Origin of the sequence: Roseofilum sp. SBFL (assembly GCF_017746885.1) — a bacterium.
Classification (GTDB): domain Bacteria; phylum Cyanobacteriota; class Cyanobacteriia; order Cyanobacteriales; family Desertifilaceae; genus Roseofilum.
On the sequence record NZ_JAGHZH010000091.1, the window covers coordinates 1 to 22,827 of the forward strand.

Consider the following 22,827-nt stretch of genomic DNA (forward strand, 5'->3'; position numbering starts at 1 on the left):
CCATTTTTTCTGCATATCAATTCCCAAGAGTATGCATATGGGCAAAAATGAGATCGCCACACCCTGTATCACTGAGTATACCTTAGCTCTGGAAATTATTAATAATAGAAGAAACCGGAGAGTGACAGAAGAGGGGTATTCCCTAGCGCGCAGCGCTATAGGGAGATTGCTAGATTTTTGAGGAAATATAGGCAACCTAAAGTTATCGTTGCTTTAAGACCACCAACGTAATATCATCAAAGACCTTCTGTTCTCCAATGAACTCTCGGACATCCTCAATAATCCGATCGCGAATTTGATAAGCTGAATGTTGACCGTGTTGTTGTGCCAATTGAGTTAAGCGTTCTAGTCCGTACTGTTGGTTGTCTACATTTTCTGCTTCCGTAATTCCATCCGTATATAAGATCAGTACATCATTGGGATTTAAAAGCAACTCCTGTTCATGGATAAAGTCACTGATCTGCCAATCTAGACCCATCGGGAACCCTAAATCTAGAGTATCAATTAACTCTAATTCTCCATTCGCTCGCACCACGATAATTTCTTCATGTTGTCCACTCAGTTTAATTAAACCCTTTTGATAATTGAGAATTGCCAAACTCATATTTTTATCCGAGTTCATGCGTTCTAAGTTTTGGCAGAGGGTTTGGTTAACAATTTCTAAAAAGTGGATGGCATTGGTTTCATGCATATTTTGTAGCGTTCGCACTACCGTTTGAGCCATGAGCATTAACACCCCACTTTCTAAACCATGACCCGTCACATCCCCAATACTAATTTTGATCCGATCCCCTTCATTTAAGATATCGTAATAATCGCCTCCTACTTCATCAGCCGGTTCCATATAGCCAGCGATTTCCAAATCTTCAATATGTTCTAATTCCGTGATTTTTGGCAATACCATCTGTTGAATCTTTTTCGCCACATCCAACTCGGAACTCAAGCGTAGGTTTTCCGAGGTTAATTGTTCATTTAAGGTTTTAATCTCCGCGTTAGCTAAAGCCAGTTCCGCTGTTCGCTCTGCCACTTTCTGTTCTAGATTTCGGTATAAATACGCATTTTCTAGGGCGATCGCCGCCTGTCCGGAAATCACCTGTACTATATTAACTCGTTCATCTGTGAAAGCCCCGATTGTTAAGTTATTTTCTAGATAAACAATACTGATTAAGTGACCTTGATTAACCAGAGGCACACAAAGAATCGATTGAGGCTGATGGATTTGAATATAACTATCCTGAGTGAACGTTCCAGAATGTGAGGCATCATTCAAGACTACACTTTCTTGAGTTCTCGCCACATAATTGACAATAGCATGGCAAACTAAAGTCGATTCTTCTACAGGAAACTCTTGAAGCACTTTAATCTCTTCAGAGTTAATATTTCCCGATGCTTGAATCACTAAACTTCCTCGATCGACCATCATCAAACAGCCCGTTTGTGCCCCAGCATTTTGGAGGATAATTTTCATTAACTCGACGAGCAACTTATCTAAGACAATCTCTCCAGAAATTATCTGATTCGCCTTAAATACGGTTTCTATATCCAAGGTTTTATGCAGATTTTTTTCACTAGATGTTTGGGTTTGAATCTCAGAAAAACCAGAATCCTGTTTGGGTAAAGCAGTGAATAAAGTTGAATAGCGGTGGTTTAAGCGATTAACTTGAGTCGAAGCGCCCCAAAGCGTATCAGCATAGCTTACTTCCATCTGTTCCAGGTGCTTTACCTTCGCTGTTGCTCCCCAATGAGAGTAGCAGTAATGAGCCTCCATTATGTGAGCGCGAGCAGCGATTGCCTGACCCCAATCTAGATAAAATTTGGCAGCGAGTTCGTTGGCTAAAGCTTCTTCTTGGATGTATTCGTTTTCTTTGGCTCCAGATATAGCCTTGTTGTATAGCTCGATTGCCTCTGCTTTTTTCCCTAATATTCGGCATTTTTCTGCTTCTACTAAATCTACCTTATGTTGGTAGTTCATGGGAGCATAACACGCCCATTGCTGTTGCAGTTCTGTTTGGTTTTGTTCAACTTGTTGGAGTCCCTCTAATCTTTCCTCCTCGGATTCGGAATTCAAAGCAGCGATCGCGGTTAAAGAAGCATAGAATAGAAAAGCCGGTTCGCCAACGGTTCCAGAGCTAGCTATTAAATAACGCTTTACTTCATGAACAGTACTTTGAGCTAATTCTATTTCCTCAAATAAGTAGCAAAGCATCAGCTTGTATAAATAGAGCATAAACAAGCCAAGCAAGTCATGGGTAGAAATGAGTCTAGGTACAAATTCTACTTCTTGGAAAGCTTCTCCAGACAAAATACTTGGGTTCTCCGCAAACCCCAGTAAATTCAAAATGGTTTGCCAATGGATTCGACAGTAATTCGCGGTTATCGACTGATTTAGTTGCGCCAAAGTCAGACAGTAGGCGCTCGCTTCATGATTTAAGGTATTAAGGGATTGACCGCACCAGAAAGCATTGAGACAAAAATTGTGAGCTGCATATCCAATATCTTCTAATTGGCCAAATTCACTAGCCGATACATAAGCTTCCTGCATTAGGGATAGGGTTTGTTTGGTATGAAATTTGCGGTGTAGTACAGAAAAAACGATTATGCACAAGACTTTAGCAGTTATGACCTTTTCATCCAGTTTTGATACGATCTGTAGTGCCAACTGACCCAACTTTACCCCTGTATCGACATCTTGGAGGCGAATACAAGATAGCGCACCATAGTAGGCGTAAGCATAAGCTGAAGTCGATGTATTTCCATATTGAATCGATAGCTTGACTGATAAGGCAATCAGTAATGGCAATAAGAGAGGAGAAGAAATATGAGCCGCTGATATAATGCTATTAATCACCTCCATAATGGCGATTTTTTCCCGATCGCTCATGATTGGCAAGTTAACCAAGTCTTCGGTTTTTCTTCGTCCAATTATTTCTCCAATTTCTGTAAGTGCCTTTTGAATATCATTCTCTGTGGGATTTTCAGGAAAAGTAACCCCTAACTGTTGCAGTAATTGTCGGGCTATGGTAATGGCTTCTTTAAGTTTATTTTGAGAGACTTTTGAGACGATCGCAATCCGATACACCTTAACCTTTTCTAGTATTTTGTTGGCTCTGGCAATCACGATTTCAATAAACGCTTCCATTGCCTCAAGATCGCCGCATAGCGAAGCCAATTGAGCTGCTAGTTCGTGGAATGCTAGAGTCATTTCATATTGCCGCTGCCAACCGGTCTCACTTAGCAACAATAATCCCGTGTTGGCATACTCGCTAGCCGCTTGATAGGCGTTAGCATCCTTGGCTTTGCGGCAGGCTACGAGATTGAGTTCGGCAAGTTCGTCGCGTTCTTTTTGCTCGGTGATTAAAGCCGTTGCATCATTGAATTGGCCGACTAGCTCAAAAATGTTCTCTTCTCTGTCTTCTGGAGGTATATTTTGGAGCAGTGTTCGTCCGATGTGGTAGTGAAGCGATTCTTTTTTAGGGTCAGGAATCAGAGCATAAGCGGCCTGTTGGATGCGATCGTGACCGAACTTATAGGACTTAATCAACAGATTTTCATCGAGTTCTGACAGAGGCAAGATGAAGCCGCGATCGAGTGCTATTTTTAGCAGATCGAACGTTGCTTGAGGCGATCGCTCGCAGACCCAGGTCAGAAGTTCTAGGTCAAATTCTGCGCCGCAACAAGCGGCTAGGGATAAAATGTCTTGGCTCGATGGAGGTAATTTTTGCAATTTCTCTACCATCAATTCTACGACATTATCGGTGAAGCCCCTCGCCGCGATCGCGGCCATATCCCATTGCCAGCTTCTTGACTGCCGCTCGAATTGCAGCAATTCTTCATCGTACAATGCTTGTAAAAATTCATTTACAAAGAATGGATTGCCTCCAGTTTTTTGCAGAGTTAACTGAGCCAAGTCGCTAACGTTTTGAGACGTTTGCAGGAAGGTATCACCGATTAAAGCCTCAATTTGGTCGAGGGGCAAAGGATTTAAAGTAACCTGCACGATTGCCTCGCTCTTGTTTTGCTGGAGTTTGGCCAGGGACATTGCCAAAGGATGACCAGCAGAAATTTCATTATCCCGATAAGCACCTAACAGCAAGAGATATTCTGTTTGCCCTTCGAGTAACATCCGCTCCATCAGTTGCAAGGTGGCCAAATCCGCCCATTGCAAGTCGTCGAGGAAGAGAGTCAAAGGATGCTCTTTATCACAGAAAACGTGGATAAAGTTTCCGAAAACCAGGTTAAAGCGATTTTGGGCTTCGTTGGCTCCTAAGGTAGGAACGCTCGGTTGCTTGCCGACAATCAGTTCCACTTCGGGAATCACATCAATAATAACTTGTCCGTTATTTCCCAGCGCCTTCAAGATTTTTTCTTGCCAGACTTGCAACCGAGCCTCAGTTTCTCCCAATAATTGCTCCACCAGGGAGCCAAAAGCAGCAACGATCGCCGAATAGGGAATATTGCGCTGAAATTGATCGAATTTCCCGGCAATAAAATAGCCCCGATGTGCAGTGATGGGCTTGTAGAGTTCCTGTACTAGGGAGGATTTGCCAATACCGGAGTAACCCGCGACCAACATCAGTTCGACTTTTCCCGTCTCGGCTACTCGCTCGAACGCTTCGAGCAAAGTCGCGGTTTCTGCTTCGCGTCCGTAGAGCTTTTGAGGAATCTGAAAGCGAGCAGCAATATCTTTTTGAGCTAGGGGGAAGGGGGCAATCTTACCGCTCGCTTCTAATTGTTGGCGACATTCTTCTAAATCCGATCGCAATCCCTCGGCACTTTGATAGCGTTCTTCGGCATTCTTCGCCATCAATTTTAAGACAATATCTGCCAAAACTTGCGGAATTGGTCGTCTATTCTCTGAGGTGACTGCTAAAATTGGCATTTTAGCAATATGACAATGGATTAATTCCAAGGCATCTTCAACAATAAAGGGCAATTTCCCGGTTAACAGTTCGTAAAACGTGACTCCTAAGGAATAAAAATCCGTGTGATAGTCTAAACTGCGATTCATTCGACCCGTCTGTTCCGGGGAAATATAAGCCAAGGTTCCTTCTAAAACGTTAGGATTTTTTAGGGTTGGATTTTCTCGACTCAGTTGGGTGGATATACCAAAATCAATGATTTTCACTTCTTTGGTCTCGGTATTTAGCACAATATTGGCGGGGTTAATATCTTTGTGAATAATATGTTTTGCGTGAATTTGTCCCAAGCTTTCGGTAATGGCGATCGACAGCCATAAAAATTCCTCTAAAGAAACTCCTGAGCGCTCTTGCAGCCATTGTTTTAGGGAAATTGCTCCAAAATCTTCTAGAACCATCGCCAAGCTTCTTTGCCATTTTTCTAGGCTATAAGCTTTGACGATCTTGGGAGATGCTAACTGGTTAACAAGCTGATATTCTTGTTTGTAGCGTCGAATCTGCTCTGAGGTGGGATAGTCTCGGTTGAGAACTTTGATGATGACGGGTTGGCGATCGCTAGTTTTTCGAGCGCGATACACTTGCGAGTTATCACTATCGTGAATGAGAATTAAGTTCTCGTATCCAGTAAGAGTAACCATAAAAATAAACCACTAGAGATATTTTTCTCCTCAATATTTTAACTCTCGAAAGGCTATAGGTGAACCTTATAAAGTAAACTTTAAGTTCTCTAACGTCAAAAAAGCGATCGTTTCAATATACTCAGACCTAGAATCTGGGTTAGAATAATATGAACCTGTTTTTGTCGAATAGCTTGTATGAATATGCAACCTCAACACGACCGTATCATTATCTTTGATACCACTCTCCGCGACGGCGAACAATGTCCAGGAGCAACCCTGAATGGCGATGAAAAACTGGCGATCGCGAAACAACTGGCCCGTCTAGGAGTAGATGTGATTGAGGCTGGTTTTCCGTTTGCGAGTCCGGGAGATTTTGATGCGGTGCAGAAGATTGCCGCTACGGTGGGAACCGAAACGGGACCCACCATTTGCGGTTTGGCTAGAGCGACTCGCGAGGATATCAAGGCCGCAGGGGAGGCAGTGAAACCGGCAGCTAAACCTCGGATTCATACGTTTATTGCCACTTCGGATATCCATCTGCAATATAAGTTGAAGAAGAGCCGGGAAGAGGTGCTGAAAATCGCACCGGAAATGGTGGCTTATGCGAAGTCGTTTGTGGATGATGTGGAGTTTTCGCCCGAAGATGCGGGACGTTCCGATCCGGAGTTCTTGTATCAGATTTTGGAGGCGGCGATCGCTGCTGGCGCAACCACGGTTAACATCCCCGATACGGTTGGCTATACGACTCCAGCGGAGTTTGGCGGTTTAATTCGCGGCATTAAGGAAAATGTGCCGAACATTGACCAAGCGATTATTTCGGTTCACGGCCATAACGATCTGGGTTTGGCGGTGGCGAACTTCTTGTCTGCCGTAGAAAATGGCGCTCGTCAACTCGAATGTACGATTAATGGCATTGGCGAACGGGCAGGAAATGCGGCTCTGGAAGAGTTGGTGATGGCTCTGCATGTGCGCCGTCAGTATTATAATCCCTTCTTTGGCCGCGCTCCGGAGTCCACGGAACCTCTGACCCAGATCGATACGAAGCAAATTTATAAGACTTCGCGATTGGTGTCGAATTTAACGGGAATGTTGGTGCAGCCGAATAAGGCGATTGTGGGTGCGAATGCCTTTGCCCATGAGTCGGGGATTCACCAGGATGGGGTTCTGAAGAATAAGCTCACCTATGAAATTATGGATGCTGAGTCCATTGGCTTGAGTGAAAATCAGATTGTATTGGGTAAACATTCGGGCCGTCATGCCTTCGGTAACCGTCTACAAGAGTTGGGCTTTGAGTTGCCGGACACCGATTTAAATAAGGCGTTTGTGCGCTTTAAGGAATTAGCTGATAAGAAAAAGGAGATCAGCGACTGGGATATCGAGGCGATCGTGAATGATGAGATTCAACAAGCACCAGACTTCTTCCGGTTGGAGTTGGTGCAAGTCTCCTGTGGAGATCGCGCACAACCGACAGCAACGGTAACGGTGCGGACTCCAGACGGGGCAGAGCTGACGGATGCGGCGATCGGCACCGGGCCGGTGGATGCGATTTATAAGGCGATTAATCGGGTGATTAATGTGCCCAATAAGTTGATTGAGTTCTCGGTACAGTCAGTGACAGCGGGAATAGATGCGATCGGTGAAGTTACCATCCGCGTGCAACATGAAGACCGGGTATACTCGGGTCATGCGGCAAATACGGATATTGTGGTCGCGTCTGCTCAAGCTTATGTCAACGCCCTCAACCGTCTTTCGGAAGCATTGAAAAAAGAACGCCTCCACGCGCAACATGAAACTGCTGTGGTTTAATTAACGGGTCTGGATAAGGAGGCATTTTGATTTTCCTCCTTATCCATCTTAGAAATATCATTGTGTGTAGATAATGGCCGCAAGAAACCCGGTGTCTTTCCTGCCAAAGGGTTTATCGCAAACATTGCCAGGTTTGACGGGCGATCGCCCAATCTTCTTCCGTATGAATCACGTAAATGCGCACGGCAGAATCTGGAGTCGCAATATCCACATCCATGGGAGAGTTCGCATTTTTCTCCACATCTAACGTTAATCTCAAAAACTCAAATCCTTCACAGGCTCTTTGGCGCACGTCTACTGAATTTTCGCCTACACCTGCGGTAAAGACCAGAACATCTAATCCGCCCAAGCTGGCTAACATTTCACCGATCGCACTCCGCAGGCGATGAATATACAGATCGAAGGCCAATTCTGCCCGTTCATTCTTCTCATTCATCGCTTGTAGAATGGTTCGCAGATCTGCCGACAGTCCGGAAACCCCTTTGAAACCGGATTCTTTATTCAGCATTCGGTCAATGCTATTGACATCAAAACCGCGATCGCGCATTAGATAGAAGATGATCGCTGGATCGATCGAACCGCTCCGGGTTCCCATCATCAGCCCCTCTAAAGGCGTAAACCCCATGGTGGTATTAACACTAATACCCTCTTTCACCGCAGCCAAAGAACAGCCATTGCCCAAATGACAAGTAATCATCTTTAACGACTCTAGGGGTTTTTCCATTAACTCAGCCGTACGTAGGGCACAATAGCGGTGACTGGTTCCATGGAAGCCATAGCGCCGCACCCCTTGCTCAAACCACTCATAGGGAATAGGGTATACCGCCGCTTCTGGGGGCATCTGGCTGTGAAAAGCAGTGTCAAATACTGCCACCTGGGGCACGTCGGGTAAGACCCTCTCCACAGCTTCTATCCCCTGCAAATTGGCTGGATTGTGCGACGGTGCCAGGGGGATGAGTTGGGTAATAGTGGCTTGGACTTCTGGGGTGATGCGGGTAGCTTCGGAATATTCCGTTCCCCCATGCACCACCCGATGACCGACAGCATTAATCTCCGAGAGGCTCTCTAAAACTTGGGTTTCTCCGCTCACCAGGGTTTGCAGGAGTTTAGAGATCGCCTCTTCCTTCGCATCACTGGGTAAGTTGGTTTCCTGCTCGATCCCATTCGCCTTGACTTTCATTACCCCATAGTCCGTGGCCACTGTCCAGTCAATGGTCGCTTCCCACAGGGGATGGGGAGGATGGGCCGGGAGTTGGTCTCCGGTAATGTCATATAAACAGCTTTTTTGGGAGCTGGAACCCGCGTTTAAAACCAGGATTTTCATGGGCTTGGGGAATTCAGAGGACAAATGGTTTGGGTTTGGATGGCAGTAATGGTGACGGTATTGATAATGTCGGTGACTGTACAGCCGCGACTGAGGTCATTGACGGGTTTACGCAAACCTTGTAAAACGGGGCCAATGGCGATCGCTCCTGTTTCCCGTTGGACGGCTTTATAAGTATTGTTCCCGGTATTTAAATCGGGGAAAACTAAAACAGTCGCTTGTCCCGCAACTTCAGAATCGGGGATTTTTTGAGCGCCCACGTCTGGATCGACAGCGGCATCATATTGAATGGGTCCTTCGATTTTCAAATCGGGGCGTTTTTGTTGAGCTAAATGGGTAGCTTTCCTCACTTTTTCCACTTCTTCTCCTTTACCTGATTCTCCAGAGGAATAGGAGAGTAAGGCAACTCTGGGTTCAATTCCAAATCGTTTGGCAGTATCCGCAGAAGAGAGGGCAATTTCTGCTAATTGTTCGGCCGTGGGATTCGGATTCACGGCACAATCTCCGTAGACCAATACCCGGTCTTCTAAACACATGAGAAAGACTGAAGAAACAATGGAACACTCTGGCTGAGTTTTGATAATTTGTAGCGCGGGGCGAATGGTATGTTGGGTAGTGTGGACGGCTCCAGAAACCATGCCATCGGCATCCCCACTATAGACCATGAGTGTACCAAAGTAGGAGACATCCATGATTAAGTCTTTAGCCATATCAAGGCTAAGATTTTTATGTTTGCGGCATTCATAGAGGGTTTCGGCATAGCGATCGAAGTTTTCACTTATGGCAGGATTGATAATTTGGACTTGGTTTAAATCTAGGCGAATATTATGTTTTTTCAGGGTTTGTTCAATGCTTGAGAGGCTACCTAAGAGAGTAATATTCACTAAACCTTGGGATAACAGGACACTCGTCGCCTGCAATATCCGAGGATCGTTGCCTTCTGGAAGAACAATATGGCGTTTTTGGGCTTTGGCCTGTTGTACCAAGTTGTAGGTAAACATTTTCGGGGTCATGCCCTTGATTTTTATGCCTTCAATACGCTCTTCTAGTTCTTGTAAGTTAACGTAGCGATCGAAGGTTTCTATCGCCACATGGATTTTTTCGCGATCGCCACAGGTGAGGGAAATATGTAGATCGTGAATGGCTGAAGCCGTCGTATAGGTATCGCTTTCGACGCATAAAATAGGCGGTGGATCGGGTAAACCATCCAGGAGTTTGGCAATCACTCGGTGGGGTTGAATACCACAGGAAAGAACTAAACCGGCTAAGTTAGGGTAATTTACGGATTGATCGGCCTGTACAACACCGAGAATGACATCCGAGCGATCGCCAGGAGTTATGGCTAGATTACCCTCCTTTAAACGCTCAAGGGCATGTTGCACTTGCATCGCGGCGACCACGTACTTGTTGGCTAGGTTATTGAGCCGTTTATGTCCATATAGGACTTCAGCATTCAGTTGTTCCACAATATCTCGCATCCGGGGACTACTGAGCCGACGGTCGTAGGGAATGACTGAAACTAAGCTTTCGGGTAAATCCAATTCTTTCACCAAACTGGCTTTGAGCGTATCCACCCGATCCGGTTGGGCTAAGTTCAGAATTACCCCAACCACATCGCATTCCTTTTCCCGATACACATCCAGGGGCAGTTGTACAGAATTAATGGCTTCTTCTGGGGTGCGATCGCTGGCCTTACCCACAATTAAGACGGGACAGCCTAAATTTTTGACAATTTCTACATTCAGGTCGAATTCAAAAGCTGCTTCTTGGCCTTTGAAATCTGAACCTTCACAGACCACAAAATCATATTTCTTTTCTAATTGTTTATAGCGTTCAATAATCCGATCCAAGAGGTCATCTAAATGATGATGACTCAGTAAATCCGTCGCTTCCTGCAAGTATAAGCCAAAGGCATCTTCTGGAGATTGTTTTAGCCTAAAATGGGTGAGAATCAGTTTAATATCATCATCAATCTCCCCCACTTCGGGTTTACGAATGATGGGGCGAAAAAATCCAATATTGCTCGTTTTCCGGGATAAGCATTCAATTACCCCTAAGGAAACAAGAGCTTTTCCACTGGCGACTTCTGTTGTACTAACGTATAAAGAATGGGCCATCGTCTACTCACCTTAAATATTGCAAAAGAAAAAGAATGGATGCTAAGTTCCAGGCCGCGATCGCAGCGCGCTTTCTAGATGGGAGCGATCGGCTAATTGGTGTAACAAGGGGCCATGGGGGCGCATTTCCACGATGCTCACCCCACCGACTGGCATGGCAATGCGATCGCGAAATCGTCCCACATCAATCCCCAATAACCGGCATAACATAATGCGAATAGTGGCTTTATGGGAGACCACCAGCACATTACCAGAGGAATAACGACCCTCAATTTCCTGGATCGCTACAGACGCGCGTCGGGAAACATCAATACCCTTTTCACCTCCTGTGGGGGCATTCCAGCCTGGATCGGTTAACCAGCGAACATAGTCATCATGATAAGTTTGGTTTATGGTTGCGGGCTGTTCTCCTTCCCATTGTCCGTAATTGAGTTCCTTGAGTCCCTCCCGCAGTTCCATCTCTAGGTTCAGGGTTTGGCACAAGGGGGTTGCTGTGGCGATCGTCCGTTTCATCGGACTCACATAAGCTGCTCTCCAATCCAATTTTGCATAGGCTTGGGCAAACTGTTGAGCCATTTTTTCTCCATCTTCGGTCAACTCAGGATCGAGGACACCACAATAACCTCCCTCTTGACTGTAGGTCGTTTCTCCATGTCTAAGAAAATATAAAGTTAGGTTCATAGGATTAGACGGGTCACAGATGGAATGCTTGTTCCCATTATGTTCTAGCAAGAGAGACTTGGTTTAAAACTACCAAACTCCTTAATTTTTTGATATTAATATCAAGTTAAGTCTCCCTTAAGATGACCCGTCATCTTATTGTTCTATGAAAATCCACTTAACAAGGGGCTGGGGACCTTGGTTCATCAAGGACCGATTCGTAGACTATGGTTGACTTTGGATATCAAAAGTAATTTCGATCGACTGGCGATGGTATTTTGTAATGTAAATTAGCAAGGCATGGATCGGTACGATTAAACCCGTCACTTCCAGCATTTCTTCCGTACTAGCGAGTAATGAATAGACTAGATTTTGCATTCCTCCTGCAATTCTAATCCAGATACTACCCATCATTTCCAATCCTAAAACGCCAAACACGTAAAGACTTCCTGCGGCGATCGTCATCTTTTAAATTTGCCTTGGTAAATGATTGACAAACTTAGAAAAATAATAGATTAATCCCAAAGTGAGAACTCCATAGGGAATCACCCAAACGGCAGAAAAGATAGCTGGTAGATGTTTGCCCACTTCCGGGATGATCATAATTTCGTGAATCTGTAAACCTTCATCTAATGCCATAAAGGCAAAAATAAAATGCAAGACTCTCCAGTAAGAAGCAAATGGAAATTTTTCACGCTTCTCCAGTTGGAAGATGAGCTTAAACAAAAATGAGCAGAACGCCAGCAAGAGTACCGTATATAGAGTGGGAAAGTTCATTTCCCGATCCATATTAAAAATAACCATCCATTCTTGACGATAGTTAAATCCATACTTTGCCAGTTGGATAATGATATTAACCAAACTAAAAAGGAGAAATAAAAAGGTGAGGACTCTGGTAATACTGAATGGAGAAAATGTGTTTTTTATATTCATTGCTGCGAGCAACATACAAGATAGTGCTGACTTGCAATCCCATTTAGTAGCAAGTATTTCTCAAGTAGATTTCTTGACTCTAGAATGTGGAGATTAAGATAGCATATATCTTTTTGATCTTACCTTAAAGTTTTTCAAAAAGCAATATCATTAGAATTCTATATCGCGGGTTGATAGAAGAGGGATAAATTCTAATCTGGGAACCCAAAGGAAATCTTAAGATTTTTGGACTCTGGGGACATTTTGCTTGCAAAGGAGTTTAAGATACCAGAAGTTCAGAAGCATTGCTTGGAACTGAAAAGTGACGGCTCAAAATTGACACAGCTTCAAGTATTTAGCCCTTTCGTTAAGATAGATTAGAATTTATGGTAGCTTCACCTGAAAGACTCAGTCCCCAGGAAAATTTACTCTCCCCCGATGAGTTAAAAAAAATTGATGCCTACTGGCGGGCTTGTAATTATCTTGCTGTAGGTATGATCTATCTGCGAGACAACCCCTTACTAAAAGAAACGCTTAAACCCGAACATATAAAATACCGCCTCCTCGGTCATTGGGGAGCGTCTCCAGCCCTGAGTTTCAGCTATGTTCACCTCAATCGGCTGATTAACAAATATGACCTCAACGCAATCTACCTAGCCGGGCCCGGCCATGGTGCGCCTGGAGTTTTAGGCCCCGTTTATCTGGAAGGAACCTATTCTGAAGTCTATCCAGACAAAAGCGAAGACGAAGAAGGGATGCAGAAATTTTTCAAGCAGTTCTCGTTCCCCGGTCATATCGGCAGTCATTGTACCCCAGAAACACCTGGTTCTATCCACGAAGGGGGAGAACTCGGCTATAGTGTTTCTCATGCCTATGGAACAGTGTATGATAACCCCGACCTGATCGCTGCTGTGGTGGTTGGGGATGGAGAAGCGGAAACCGGCCCCCTGGCGACGGCTTGGCACTCGAACAAATTCCTGAACCCGATCCGGGATGGGGCAGTTCTGCCTATTCTTAACCTGAACGGCTATAAAATTGCTAACCCAACTGTTCTCTCTCGCATCAGTGCAGAGGAACTTGAAAGTTTGTTTATCGGCTATGGGTATACCCCCTATGTGGTTGAAGGCGATGACCCGGCCATTATGCACCAAAAGATGGCCGGAACGATGGAAACTTGTATTAACCACATTCGGGCAATTCAAGAAGAAGCTCGTCGAACAGGAGAAGCTAAACGCCCCCGCTGGCCGATGATTATTCTGCGGACTCCTAAAGGCTGGACGGGGCCGAAAGAAGTGAATGGTCACAAAGTAGAAGGCTTTTGGAGGGCGCACCAAGTTCCCATGGGCGGAATGCACAGTAACCCAGAGCATGTCCGCTTGTTGGAAGAGTGGATGAAGGGCTATAAACCGGAAGAACTGTTTGATGAGAACGGCAAACTGATTCCGGAATTAAAAGAACTGGCTCCAAAAGGCGATCGCCGCATGAGTGCTAACCCGAATGCTAACGGTGGTATCCTCCGCAAAGATCTAAAAATGCCAGACTTCCGGAACTTGGCTGTAGAAATCCCGACACCGGGCACTGTGGAAGTGGAAAACACCAAATTCCTCGGTTACTTTCTGCGGGAAGTTATGCGCGACAACCCAAACAATTTCCGGCTCTTCGGCCCCGATGAAACGGCTTCTAACCGTCTCCATCCGGTCTACGAAGTGAGCAAAAAAGTCTGGATGGCTGACTTCCTCCCCGAAGACCTGGACGGTAGCGAACTCTCTACGGATGGTCGGGTCATGGAAATCCTCAGCGAACATACCCTGCAAGGATGGTTAGAAGGCTACTTACTGACCGGTCGTCATGGACTCTTCCACACTTACGAAGCCTTTGCCCATGTAGTGGATTCGATGTTTAACCAACATGCTAAATGGTTAGATATTTGTAAAAACGAAGTCCCCTGGCGGGCCTCCGTATCTTCCTTAAATATTCTCCTCTCTTCCCTCGTTTGGCGACAAGACCACAACGGTTTTAGCCACCAAGACCCCGGATTTGTAGACCTGGTAACCAACAAAAGTCCCGATGTGGTTCGCGTTTACTTCCCCCCTGATGCCAATTGCTTACTCTCGGTTTCTGACCACTGTTTACGTAGCACCGACTATGTCAATGTGATCATCTCGGATAAACAAATGCACCTGCAATATCTCAATATGGAGGATGCAATTAAACATTGCACTAAAGGGATTGGAATCTGGGAATGGGCTAGTAATGATGACTGTGGCAAAGACCCGGATATGCCGGATGTGATTATGGCTTGCTGTGGGGATATTCCGACGATGGAATCTTTGGCTGCAACTGCTATTTTGCGCGATGAATTCCCGGATCTTAAAGTACGCTTTATTAATGTTGTTGATTTGTTTAAACTGATGTCAGAAGGGGAACATCCCCATGGTTTAAGCGATCGCGACTTTAACAGCCTTTTCACCGTCGATAAACCTGTAATGTTCAACTTCCATGGTTATCCTTGGTTAATTCACAAACTGGTGTATCGCCGCGCTAATCAAGACCGGATTCATGTTCGCGGCTACAAAGAAAAAGGCAACATTAACACGCCTCTGGAATTAGCGATCAATAACCAAGTCGATCGCTTTAACCTCGTCATTGACGTGATTGACCGCGTGCCGAAACTCGGTTCTGCGGCTGCCTATGTCAAAGAACGGATGAAAAATGCCATTATCGAAAACCTCCAATATGCCCGCGCACAAGGCATTGATAAGGAAGAGATCGTCAACTGGAAATGGCCGTATTAATCGTTTAATGTGAATAGGGGCGAAAAGAATTTCGCTCCTTCCTGCCTTTCTTAGAGCTGTTTGATTATAAGCTAAGGTCAGTTTTGGTTAAGGAGGCGATCGTTAGCGATAGTTCGAGAGGAGCAACGGGAGTAGGCTAAAAGTGGGAACTAGAAACCCCTTCTTTGTTCCATCTGTTTCATTTTTATTTGAAATGACAAATAAGAGGGACGATCTCAACGATGAGCCAAAAACAAGCGCAAATTGGCATTACTGGGGGAATTGCGACCGGGAAAAGTACGGTGACTCGATATCTCGAACAACATTATGGTTTACCCGTATTTGATGCAGATCGGTATGCGCGAGAAGCGGTGCAACCGAAATCGCCGGTTTTCCAGCGCATTGTGCAACGATATGGAAAGACTATTGAGTTACCGGAAGGGGGATTAAATCGTCAGCAGTTAGGGGAAATTGTCTTTAGTAATCCCGTAGAGCGGCAATGGTTAGAGGAGCAAATTCATCCTTATGTGCGCGATCGCCTATACTATGACCTCAATCAATCCTCTCCCCAGGATACCCTAGTCTTCTCCATTCCCCTCCTCTTTGAAGCCCAGATGACCGATCTAGTTGAGGAGATTTGGGTGGTCTACTGTTCTGAAGCGCAACAAATAGAACGGTTAATGCGCCGCAATCACTTGACTTTAGAACAAGCGCAGATCAGGATCAACTCTCAAATGCCCTTAGCTGAAAAATGCCAGCGAGGAGATCGCCTGTTAGATAACTCTTCGACTGAGTCCGAATTGTTTCAACAAATCGATCGAATCCTCCAGTCCAACTTTTAATCGATAGGATAGCGGCGATCGCCAGTTTTCGGTTACAGTAAAATATAATTCAATCACCCTAACATAGGTAAACAATTCAATCACGGATGGACAAGGATTTAGACCCTACTCTACAACCCTGGGAACAGGAACTCAACGCCACTCTAGAGCAGATACAAAGCCTAGCTGCTACACATCAAAAGGATGCCGTTACCCTATTAGCTATTCTTCGCAGTCTCGAAGAAATGCATCGTTATATTCGAGAAACCTGGTTTCAAGACTCCCTTCCCAATAACCGTCAAGCCTTGTATACCCTCCTGCGAGACATGGAAACCGAAGGAGGATGGCCCTATATTAGTCGAGTACAGTTACAAACGATTCTCAGAGTTTGGTTTCAAGCCGAGGTCGTCCGCAATTTACCGAAATCCTTAGAGTCTGAACCTCTAGATGAACCATAATGCGTTTATTCCCCATTCCCTATTCCCGATTCCCTAATGAAAATCACGACCTTAAACGACATCCCTCAAGAAGGCGTTTCGCATAATGCCAATATCCGTAAACAAGTCATGTTACGTATTGGGGACTTACCCCATTTAACCAACTTTTCCCAAGCCAAATTTCCCCCTGGAGAAGTCGCGAATAGTCACGCCCATCAAGATATGTGCGAAGTTTTTTTTATTGAATCTGGCACAGGGATTATTACCGTAGATAACCAGGAGTATGCCCTTTCTCCAGGCACTTGCATTGCCATTAATGTTGGAGAAATTCATGAATTACGAAATACCGGTTCAACGGAATTAGTAGTGACCTATTTTGGCTTAAGAGTTCCCGTTTCTGAATCCTGACATTTAACCTCATCCAATGCCTGTTGCATAAATTGAGTAAATAGCTTAACCTTCTTAGAAATGCTCGAACTTATGGGATACACGACATATAACGTCAATTCTGGAACTTTATAGTTCGACAAGAGAACTTGTAAATTTCCTTTCCTTAAATCTTGTTCGACAATAAAGTTGGGCAACATTACAATTCCCAATCCATTGACAGCCGCATCTCGCAAAACCTCTCCATTGTTAGAACAAAAGACCCCATCAATAGAAATAAGTCCTTCTTCTCCTTCATAAATGAAGGGCCAACGTTCCCCAGTTGCCAAATATCCATAATGCATACAAGAATGTTTTTTTAAGTCTTCAATCTCAGTCGGAATCCCTCTGTTATTTAGGTAACTAGGAGCTGCACAAATGACGCGAGGAATAGTGGTAATGGGGTGAGCAATCAAACTTGGAGATTTTAAAGGTAAGCTAATGCGAATAACCAGATCGTAACCTTCAGCGATCGGATCTACAAAACGGTCTTCTAACGTCAATTGGATTTTAACCTGTTTATATTGAGTCATAAATTCAGCTATTTTTGCACTTAAAAAGGAGAGACCAAAAGACATCGGAGCATTGATTTTCAGATTTCCTTTCGGTTCAGTCTGTTGCTCAGAAATACTGAATTCTGCTTCTTCTAAGCGATGAAGAATATCAAGACAGCGTTCATAAAATGCTTGACCATTATCAGTCAGTGTAACTTGACGCGTTGTACGGTAGAGCAATGGCACTCCCAAATACTTCTCTAAAGCAATCACCAGCTTATTCACTGCTGAACGCGAGAGCTGCATTTTTCTCGCCGCCGCAGCAAAGCTACCTTCTTCAACGACTTGTGTGAATGCATGTATACTTTCAAACTTATCCATTAGACCCTGAATTGTAAACAAAATAGAGACAATGTGTCTCTAAAATACTATATTGTCTTTTTTAGAGAACCATTTTATGATGATGGTGGCTGGTACAAAATTCATCTGCTTGTGTAGCAGACCCTCATTAATCACTTAACGACCCATTACTTTGTAAAAATCGAGCTAATGTTATTTAGCTTGATAGCACCGCTATGTTGTCTCAATCCGTAATCAATAATCATGCCTGATTCTTATCAATACAAACGCCTATCTAAAGATGATGCCGTCGTTCTACTCATCGATCATCAAGCGGGTTTAATCTCATTAGTCCAAGATTATTCACCCAATGAATTTAAGAATAACGTTTTGGCTTTAGCCGAATTAGCTAAATTTTTTAATCTCCCAACCATTCTAACCACCAGTTTTGAAAATGGCCCCAATGGCCCTTTAGTTCCCGAAATTAAAGAATTTCATCCCAATGCCCCTTATATTGCTCGTCCCGGTCAAATTAATGCTTGGGATAATGAAGACTTTGTGAAAGCCATCAAAGATACCGGTCGTAAACAACTCATTATGGCGGGAGTTGTGACAGATGTTTGTGTGGCTTTTCCTGCTTTAAGTGCCCTGGAAGAAGACTTTGATGTTTTTGCGGTAACTGATGCGTCTGGTACATTTAGCAAAGATGTGCGAGATGCAGCATTATTGCGGATGCAAGGAGCTGGGGTACAAATGATGAATTGGTTTAGTGTCGCCTGCGAACTCCATCGCGACTGGCGCAATGATATTGAAGGTTTGGGTGCTTTACTCTCCAAGTATATTCCCAACTATCGAAATTTAATGACCAGCTATTTTGCAACACAAAAATAGATGGATTCAACAATAATTCCAGTTTTCTGATAGATGAATTCGTGAAGCATTAAACCCATCAAGAGGAGTTTGACTCAATGGATACTTTACAGGCGATTTATCAACGTCGTTCAGTTAAAAATTACGATCCCAATCATAAACTGACTCCAGAAGAAGAGGGGAAACTTCTGGAAGCTATGATTCAAGCTCCAACGAGTTTTAATATTCAACATTGGCGTTTTGTAATTCTTCGAGATTCTGAATTACGTCAAAAAATCCGCAAAGAGTTGGGTAACGATCAAGCACAAATGACGGATGCTTCTTTACTAATTCTGTTTACAGCAGATATGAACGCATGGCAGAAAGCCCCCGAACGCTATTGGCAAAATGCCCCCAAAGAAGTGGCTGATTTATTAGTAGGTTGGATGGGGCCGTTTCATGAGGGACGGGAATGGCTACAGCGAGATGAGGCTCAACGCTCCATTGGTATGGCAATGCAAACTTTGATGTTAGCGGCTAAAGCAATGGGCTATGATTCTTGCCCGATGATTGGCTTTGACATTGAGAAAGTTGCAAAACTGATTAATTTACCCGCAGACCATGTTATGGGGCCAATGGTTGCGATTGGCAAAAAAGTTAAAGAACCTTGGCCAAAACCGGGACAATTGCCGTTGAGCGAATTAGTGATCGAAAATAAGTTCTAAATAGTTTGAGTTCGTTTAAAATTGATAAAGGACTTCACTCAAATTTTCGACCCGATTATTTTTGATCGTAATGCCCTCGTTGAGGAGTAATTCCTTTTTACGAGGTACTCCTAAGCGATAATTACCAATTTCGCCATTGCTTTTGACCACTCTATGACAAGGGATGACAATCGGATTGTCATTACGAGCCATCGCATTTCCCACTGCACGATAGGCTTTAGTATTGAGGGCTTTTGCAATTTCTTTATAGGTTGTAACTTGACCTTGGGGGATTTTTGTTAAAAGTTCATAGCACTTTTGATGAAAACTAGGCGTTTGATTTTTCATGCTGTTGATCTGGCTCCGAATAATCTCCTGAATATTTGATTCAATATAGCACTAATCACCAAGGATTGTAACGGACAAGAGATTGCCTAACCCTAAAAGGTCAGCCTAAAATAACCTCTGAAAACGATCCCCTTGATGCGTGATGATTATTCGACCTCTAGAACAAGCTGACTGGCCAGCAACTTGGCAAATTATCAAGCCTGTATTTCGTGCAGGTGAGACCTACAGCTTTGCAACTAATATTACAGAAGAAGAGGCATTTAAAGTTTGGGTTGAAATGCCAGTAGTCACCTGCGTTGCAGAAAATTCAGATGGGTTAATACAGGGAACTTATTATCTAAAAGTCAATCAACCCGGACCGGGTTCTCATGTTTGTAATTCTGGCTATATTGTAGCAGAAGCAGCTCGTGGGAAGGGCATCGCTTCTGCTCTGTTCAAACATTCTGAGGCAGAAGCTGTAAGACTCGGATTTCGGGCGATGCAATACAACTTTGTGGTGTCAACAAATACGGTTGCTGTTCGACTCTGGCAGAAACTGGGCTTCGAGATTGTGGGGACATTACCGGAAGCGTGTTTACATCCATCACAAGGCTTTGTTGATGTCTATGTGATGTACAAGAAACTTGACCTGTCATCTAACAGTATGACTAACTCATTATGAATCAATACCACAAATTCCACCGACGGGATTTTTTTAAATGGGCTTTAGCCGCAGGATTTTCGACGTATCTATTAGATAAAGGGAAATCATGGGGACAAAACCCTACTGATACGAGTCAAAAAGCCGATCTAATTCTTTATAATGCCCGGATTGCTACCCAAAACGATCGCCGCTCCTTTGCTGAAGCTGTTGCAATTAAGGGTAACCGTTTTCTGGCAGTGGGTACGGAAAAGGAAGTGATGGCTTATCGCGGCGATCGCACCCAAACCATTAATCTGAATCGTCGCACCGTCATTCCCGGCTTAAATGATAGTCATACTCACTTAATTCGGGGGGGGTTAAACTATAACATGGAACTGCGCTGGGATGGTGTGCCCTCCCTCGCGGATGCCCTGCGAATGCTCAAAGAACAAGCCGCTAGAACCCCTGCCCCTCAATGGGTACGGGTAATTGGTGGGTGGAGTGAATTTCAGTTTGCCGAACGCCGGATGCCGACATTGGCAGAAGTTAATGCGGTATCGAGAGATGTACCCGTATTTATTCTCAATCTATACAATCGTGCCCTGCTCAATGGGGCTGCATTACGCGCTCTAGGGATAGACCGCAATACCACACCCCCTCCCGGTTCAGTCATTGAAAAAGATCGCAATGGTAATCCGACAGGAATGCTGATTGCCAAACCCAATGCGGCCATTCTTTATGCAACAATCGCTCAAGGGCCCCTATTAAGTTTAGACGATCAAATCAACTCCAGTCGTCACTACATGCGGGAAATGAACCGTTTGGGGATTACCAGCGTTATTGATGCGGGTGGTGGAGGACAAAATTTTCCCGATGACTATCAAATCATTGACCACCTTCACAAAGAAGGATTGATGACCGTTCGGGTCGCTTATAACCTATTTACCCAAAACCCAGGGGCAGAGAAAGCCGATTTTGAACGCTGGATTAACATTGCCAATCCGGGACAAGGAGACGATTTTTATCGCCTCAATGGTGCAGGAGAAATGTTAGTCTTCTCGGCCGCAGATTTTGAAGACTTTACCGAACCTCGTCCCGATCTCAATCCCAATATGGAAGCCGAACTTACAGAGGTAATTCAACTTCTGGCTGCTAATAAGTGGCCGTTCCGACTCCACGCCACCTATAATCAATCAATCTCGCGATTTTTAAATATATTTGAGAGAGTGAACCGCGAAATTCCCTTTAATGGAATGCACTGGATTTTAGATCATGCGGAGACGATTAGCGATCGCAATATTGAGCGAGTCAAAGCGTTGGGCGGTGGTATTGCCTTTCAACACCGGATGGCGTATCAAGGGGAATACTTTCTTGACCGATATGGCGTGGAGGCTGCTAATCGTACCCCCCCCATTAAAAAAATCATGGCCATGGATGTGCCAGTATCCGGGGGAACAGACGGCACGCGAGTTGCCAGTTATAATCCTTGGGTCGGTTTATATTGGCTAGTAGCCGGCAAAACTGTTGGCGGCACAACCCTTTATTCTGAAGCCAACCGCCTCGATCGCATGGAGGCTTTAAGGTTATATACCACTGCTGCCGCTTGGTTCTCCAATCAAGAGGGAAATAAAGGCGCAATTATGCCCGGTCAATTGGCAGATTTAGCCGTTCTATCAGAAGACTTTTTCTCTGTACCCGAAGAGAGAATCAAACATCTTGAATCCGTGTTAACCATTGTCGATGGTCAACCCGTTTATGGAAGTGAAGAATTTAGTAACTTATCCCCTCCACCCTTACCCATTAGTCCAGATTGGTCTCCGGTAAAATATTTTGGGGGATATCATAATGATTCTCGGATCAGTGTTATTCCTGCATCTGAGCAGAGGTGGACTTCAGGTATTCACTCACAAAAACGACCCAACTTAAAGTTATCCTCTTTGAATCAACCGGGTAGTCTATCTCAATTTTGGGGAGGTCTAGCTTGCGCCTGTTGCTACTAAGATCAATTAAAAATTAAAATCGAAAAGAAATGCGATCATGACAACAAAACAAAACAAACCTCGAAAAACTTCAGCTTTTCAACACTTAATGAGTGTGCATTGGTGGATGGCGGGCTGTTATCTTATTTTGTTTTGCACTGGGCCAATCATGGCCCGTTTGCCACGAGATCTCCCTGGTCGTAATGCACTCTACGACTTTCATAAATCGATCGCAATTATCTCTCTGATTCTCTTAGCTTGGCGTGTTATCACCTTAGTTCGTGTGTGGGGGAAAAAATATGCCAAGCGCTTTCCCAAAACCACTCCCAAATGGTGGCAGAAGACCCTTTTACACCTGAGCCTGTACATCTTGATGGTGGGGGTTCCCCTGACTGGTTTTTTCTTCTCCAACTCTTTCCAATCCAATGGTGTAAAGTTATTCGGGCTGGTGGTTCCAGATTTGTTTTCCCCCAATGAAGACCGGGTAGAGTTGGGGCGTGCGCTCCACTTTTGGTCATCTTATGGTTTTTTGCTATTCGTTACCAAAGAACTGGGTTTAAAGCCCCGTCCTTTAGCGAAGCGGAGGGCGGCTTTTTTAATTGGTCGCACCATTGAGGAAAATCCATGCTATGATTTATCGCAAGCAAGAACGATAAAACCATGATGGTCTACGAGATGA

Annotated in this window: 18 protein-coding genes; 10 read left to right on the forward strand and 8 right to left on the reverse strand. The window is 44.5% G+C overall.

Annotated elements, in window-relative coordinates; all coding sequences use genetic code 11:
- Window positions 1-202: 202 nt before the first annotated feature.
- Window positions 203-5,554, reverse strand: coding sequence for a protein kinase domain-containing protein (locus J7545_RS09915; protein WP_318698488.1), 5,352 nt, complete (start codon window positions 5,552-5,554; stop codon window positions 203-205).
- 183 nt (window positions 5,555-5,737) lie between these two features.
- Here J7545_RS09915 and J7545_RS09920 point away from each other — a divergent pair, with 183 nt between their 5' ends.
- On the forward strand, window positions 5,738-7,342 hold the full coding sequence (locus J7545_RS09920; protein ID WP_413038620.1) for a 2-isopropylmalate synthase: 1,605 nt from the start codon (window positions 5,738-5,740) through the stop codon (window positions 7,340-7,342).
- A 112-nt stretch (window positions 7,343-7,454) separates the two neighbouring features.
- Here the strand turns inward: J7545_RS09920 and J7545_RS09925 are convergent, their stop codons facing one another.
- From J7545_RS09925 to J7545_RS09945, 5 genes are all read right to left on the reverse strand, one after another.
- The gene (locus tag J7545_RS09925; RefSeq protein WP_318698490.1) at window positions 7,455-8,666 is read right to left on the reverse strand and encodes an acetate kinase; all 1,212 of its coding nucleotides are present in this window, start codon (window positions 8,664-8,666) and stop codon (window positions 7,455-7,457) included.
- A complete protein-coding gene (gene pta, locus J7545_RS09930) occupies window positions 8,663-10,783 on the reverse strand; it encodes a phosphate acetyltransferase (RefSeq protein ID WP_318698491.1) in 2,121 nt (706 codons plus the stop codon). Before pta ends, J7545_RS09925 begins: the two co-directional genes overlap by 4 nt.
- Before the next feature lie 42 nt (window positions 10,784-10,825).
- Complete coding sequence (locus tag J7545_RS09935) at window positions 10,826-11,464, reverse strand: histidine phosphatase family protein (RefSeq protein ID WP_318698492.1); 639 nt, start codon at window positions 11,462-11,464, stop codon at window positions 10,826-10,828.
- Between the two features lie 204 nt (window positions 11,465-11,668).
- Window positions 11,669-11,908, reverse strand: a complete 240-nt coding sequence (locus J7545_RS09940; RefSeq protein ID WP_318698493.1) for a hypothetical protein — start codon at window positions 11,906-11,908, stop codon at window positions 11,669-11,671.
- Window positions 11,909-11,911: 3 nt separating this feature from the next.
- Window positions 11,912-12,376, reverse strand: coding sequence for a hypothetical protein (locus tag J7545_RS09945; protein WP_318719516.1), 465 nt, complete (start codon window positions 12,374-12,376; stop codon window positions 11,912-11,914).
- A gap of 365 nt (window positions 12,377-12,741) precedes the next feature.
- On the opposite strand from J7545_RS09945, the gene J7545_RS09950 reads away from it, so the two are divergent.
- From J7545_RS09950 to J7545_RS09965, 4 genes are all read left to right on the forward strand, one after another.
- Window positions 12,742-15,150 carry a phosphoketolase family protein gene (locus J7545_RS09950; protein WP_318698495.1) on the forward strand — a complete coding sequence of 803 codons (2,409 nt, stop codon included), beginning with the start codon at window positions 12,742-12,744 and terminating at the stop codon, window positions 15,148-15,150.
- A gap of 221 nt (window positions 15,151-15,371) precedes the next feature.
- Entirely contained in the window at window positions 15,372-15,971 is a 600-nt protein-coding gene (coaE, locus tag J7545_RS09955) for a dephospho-CoA kinase (RefSeq protein ID WP_318698496.1), read from the forward strand.
- Window positions 15,972-16,057: 86 nt separating this feature from the next.
- The gene (locus tag J7545_RS09960; RefSeq protein WP_318698497.1) at window positions 16,058-16,408 is read left to right on the forward strand and encodes a hypothetical protein; all 351 of its coding nucleotides are present in this window, start codon (window positions 16,058-16,060) and stop codon (window positions 16,406-16,408) included.
- Window positions 16,409-16,444: 36 nt separating this feature from the next.
- The gene (locus J7545_RS09965) at window positions 16,445-16,795 is read left to right on the forward strand and encodes a cupin domain-containing protein (RefSeq protein WP_318698498.1); all 351 of its coding nucleotides are present in this window, start codon (window positions 16,445-16,447) and stop codon (window positions 16,793-16,795) included.
- Here the strand turns inward: J7545_RS09965 and J7545_RS09970 are convergent.
- The gene (locus J7545_RS09970) at window positions 16,759-17,688 is read right to left on the reverse strand and encodes a LysR family transcriptional regulator (protein WP_318698499.1); all 930 of its coding nucleotides are present in this window, start codon (window positions 17,686-17,688) and stop codon (window positions 16,759-16,761) included. The genes J7545_RS09965 and J7545_RS09970 overlap by 37 nt on opposite strands.
- 222 nt (window positions 17,689-17,910) lie before the next feature.
- On the opposite strand from J7545_RS09970, the gene ycaC reads away from it, so the two are divergent.
- Both ycaC and J7545_RS09980 read left to right on the forward strand, forming a co-directional pair.
- Entirely contained in the window at window positions 17,911-18,537 is a 627-nt protein-coding gene (gene ycaC / locus J7545_RS09975) for an isochorismate family cysteine hydrolase YcaC (protein ID WP_318698500.1), read from the forward strand.
- A 77-nt stretch (window positions 18,538-18,614) separates the two neighbouring features.
- Window positions 18,615-19,220, forward strand: a complete 606-nt coding sequence (locus J7545_RS09980) for a nitroreductase family protein (RefSeq protein ID WP_318698501.1) — start codon at window positions 18,615-18,617, stop codon at window positions 19,218-19,220.
- Between the two features lie 15 nt (window positions 19,221-19,235).
- On the opposite strand, the gene J7545_RS09985 is transcribed toward J7545_RS09980, so the two are convergent.
- Window positions 19,236-19,547, reverse strand: a complete 312-nt coding sequence (locus J7545_RS09985; protein ID WP_318698502.1) for an MGMT family protein — start codon at window positions 19,545-19,547, stop codon at window positions 19,236-19,238.
- A 142-nt stretch (window positions 19,548-19,689) separates the two neighbouring features.
- Here J7545_RS09985 and J7545_RS09990 point away from each other — a divergent pair, with 142 nt between their 5' ends.
- Genes J7545_RS09990 through J7545_RS10000 form a run of 3 tightly spaced genes read left to right on the forward strand, consistent with a single transcriptional unit; the run spans window position 19,690 to window position 22,812 of the window.
- Window positions 19,690-20,208, forward strand: coding sequence for a GNAT family N-acetyltransferase (locus tag J7545_RS09990; protein WP_318698503.1), 519 nt, complete (start codon window positions 19,690-19,692; stop codon window positions 20,206-20,208).
- Complete coding sequence (locus J7545_RS09995) at window positions 20,205-22,169, forward strand: amidohydrolase (RefSeq protein ID WP_318698504.1); 1,965 nt, start codon at window positions 20,205-20,207, stop codon at window positions 22,167-22,169. Before J7545_RS09990 ends, J7545_RS09995 begins: the two co-directional genes overlap by 4 nt.
- Window positions 22,170-22,206: 37 nt before the next feature.
- Window positions 22,207-22,812, forward strand: coding sequence for a cytochrome b (locus tag J7545_RS10000; RefSeq protein WP_318698505.1), 606 nt, complete (start codon window positions 22,207-22,209; stop codon window positions 22,810-22,812).
- The last annotated feature ends 15 nt before the right edge of the window (window positions 22,813-22,827 follow it).

Excerpts from the sequence above, each read along its gene's own strand:
- J7545_RS09965 (WP_318698498.1), top strand. The coding sequence starts at position 16,445 with ATGAAAATCACGACCTTAAACGACATCCCTCAAGAAGGCGTTTCGCAT.
- pta (WP_318698491.1), bottom strand. The coding sequence starts at position 10,783 with ATGGCCCATTCTTTATACGTTAGTACAACAGAAGTCGCCAGTGGAAAA.
- J7545_RS09990 (WP_318698503.1), top strand. The coding sequence starts at position 19,690 with ATGATTATTCGACCTCTAGAACAAGCTGACTGGCCAGCAACTTGGCAA.
- J7545_RS09950 (WP_318698495.1), top strand. The coding sequence starts at position 12,742 with ATGGTAGCTTCACCTGAAAGACTCAGTCCCCAGGAAAATTTACTCTCC.
- J7545_RS09940 (WP_318698493.1), bottom strand. The coding sequence starts at position 11,908 with ATGACGATCGCCGCAGGAAGTCTTTACGTGTTTGGCGTTTTAGGATTG.
- ycaC (WP_318698500.1), top strand. The coding sequence starts at position 17,911 with ATGCCTGATTCTTATCAATACAAACGCCTATCTAAAGATGATGCCGTC.
- J7545_RS09925 (WP_318698490.1), bottom strand. The coding sequence starts at position 8,666 with ATGAAAATCCTGGTTTTAAACGCGGGTTCCAGCTCCCAAAAAAGCTGT.
- J7545_RS09970 (WP_318698499.1), bottom strand. The coding sequence starts at position 17,688 with ATGGATAAGTTTGAAAGTATACATGCATTCACACAAGTCGTTGAAGAA.
- J7545_RS09935 (WP_318698492.1), bottom strand. The coding sequence starts at position 11,464 with ATGAACCTAACTTTATATTTTCTTAGACATGGAGAAACGACCTACAGT.
- J7545_RS09995 (WP_318698504.1), top strand. The coding sequence starts at position 20,205 with ATGAATCAATACCACAAATTCCACCGACGGGATTTTTTTAAATGGGCT.
- J7545_RS09980 (WP_318698501.1), top strand. The coding sequence starts at position 18,615 with ATGGATACTTTACAGGCGATTTATCAACGTCGTTCAGTTAAAAATTAC.
- coaE (WP_318698496.1), top strand. The coding sequence starts at position 15,372 with ATGAGCCAAAAACAAGCGCAAATTGGCATTACTGGGGGAATTGCGACC.
- J7545_RS09920 (WP_413038620.1), top strand. The coding sequence starts at position 5,738 with ATGCAACCTCAACACGACCGTATCATTATCTTTGATACCACTCTCCGC.
- J7545_RS09945 (WP_318719516.1), bottom strand. The coding sequence starts at position 12,376 with ATGAATATAAAAAACACATTTTCTCCATTCAGTATTACCAGAGTCCTC.
- J7545_RS09985 (WP_318698502.1), bottom strand. The coding sequence starts at position 19,547 with ATGAAAAATCAAACGCCTAGTTTTCATCAAAAGTGCTATGAACTTTTA.
- J7545_RS09915 (WP_318698488.1), bottom strand. The coding sequence starts at position 5,554 with ATGGTTACTCTTACTGGATACGAGAACTTAATTCTCATTCACGATAGT.
- J7545_RS09960 (WP_318698497.1), top strand. The coding sequence starts at position 16,058 with ATGGACAAGGATTTAGACCCTACTCTACAACCCTGGGAACAGGAACTC.
- J7545_RS10000 (WP_318698505.1), top strand. The coding sequence starts at position 22,207 with ATGACAACAAAACAAAACAAACCTCGAAAAACTTCAGCTTTTCAACAC.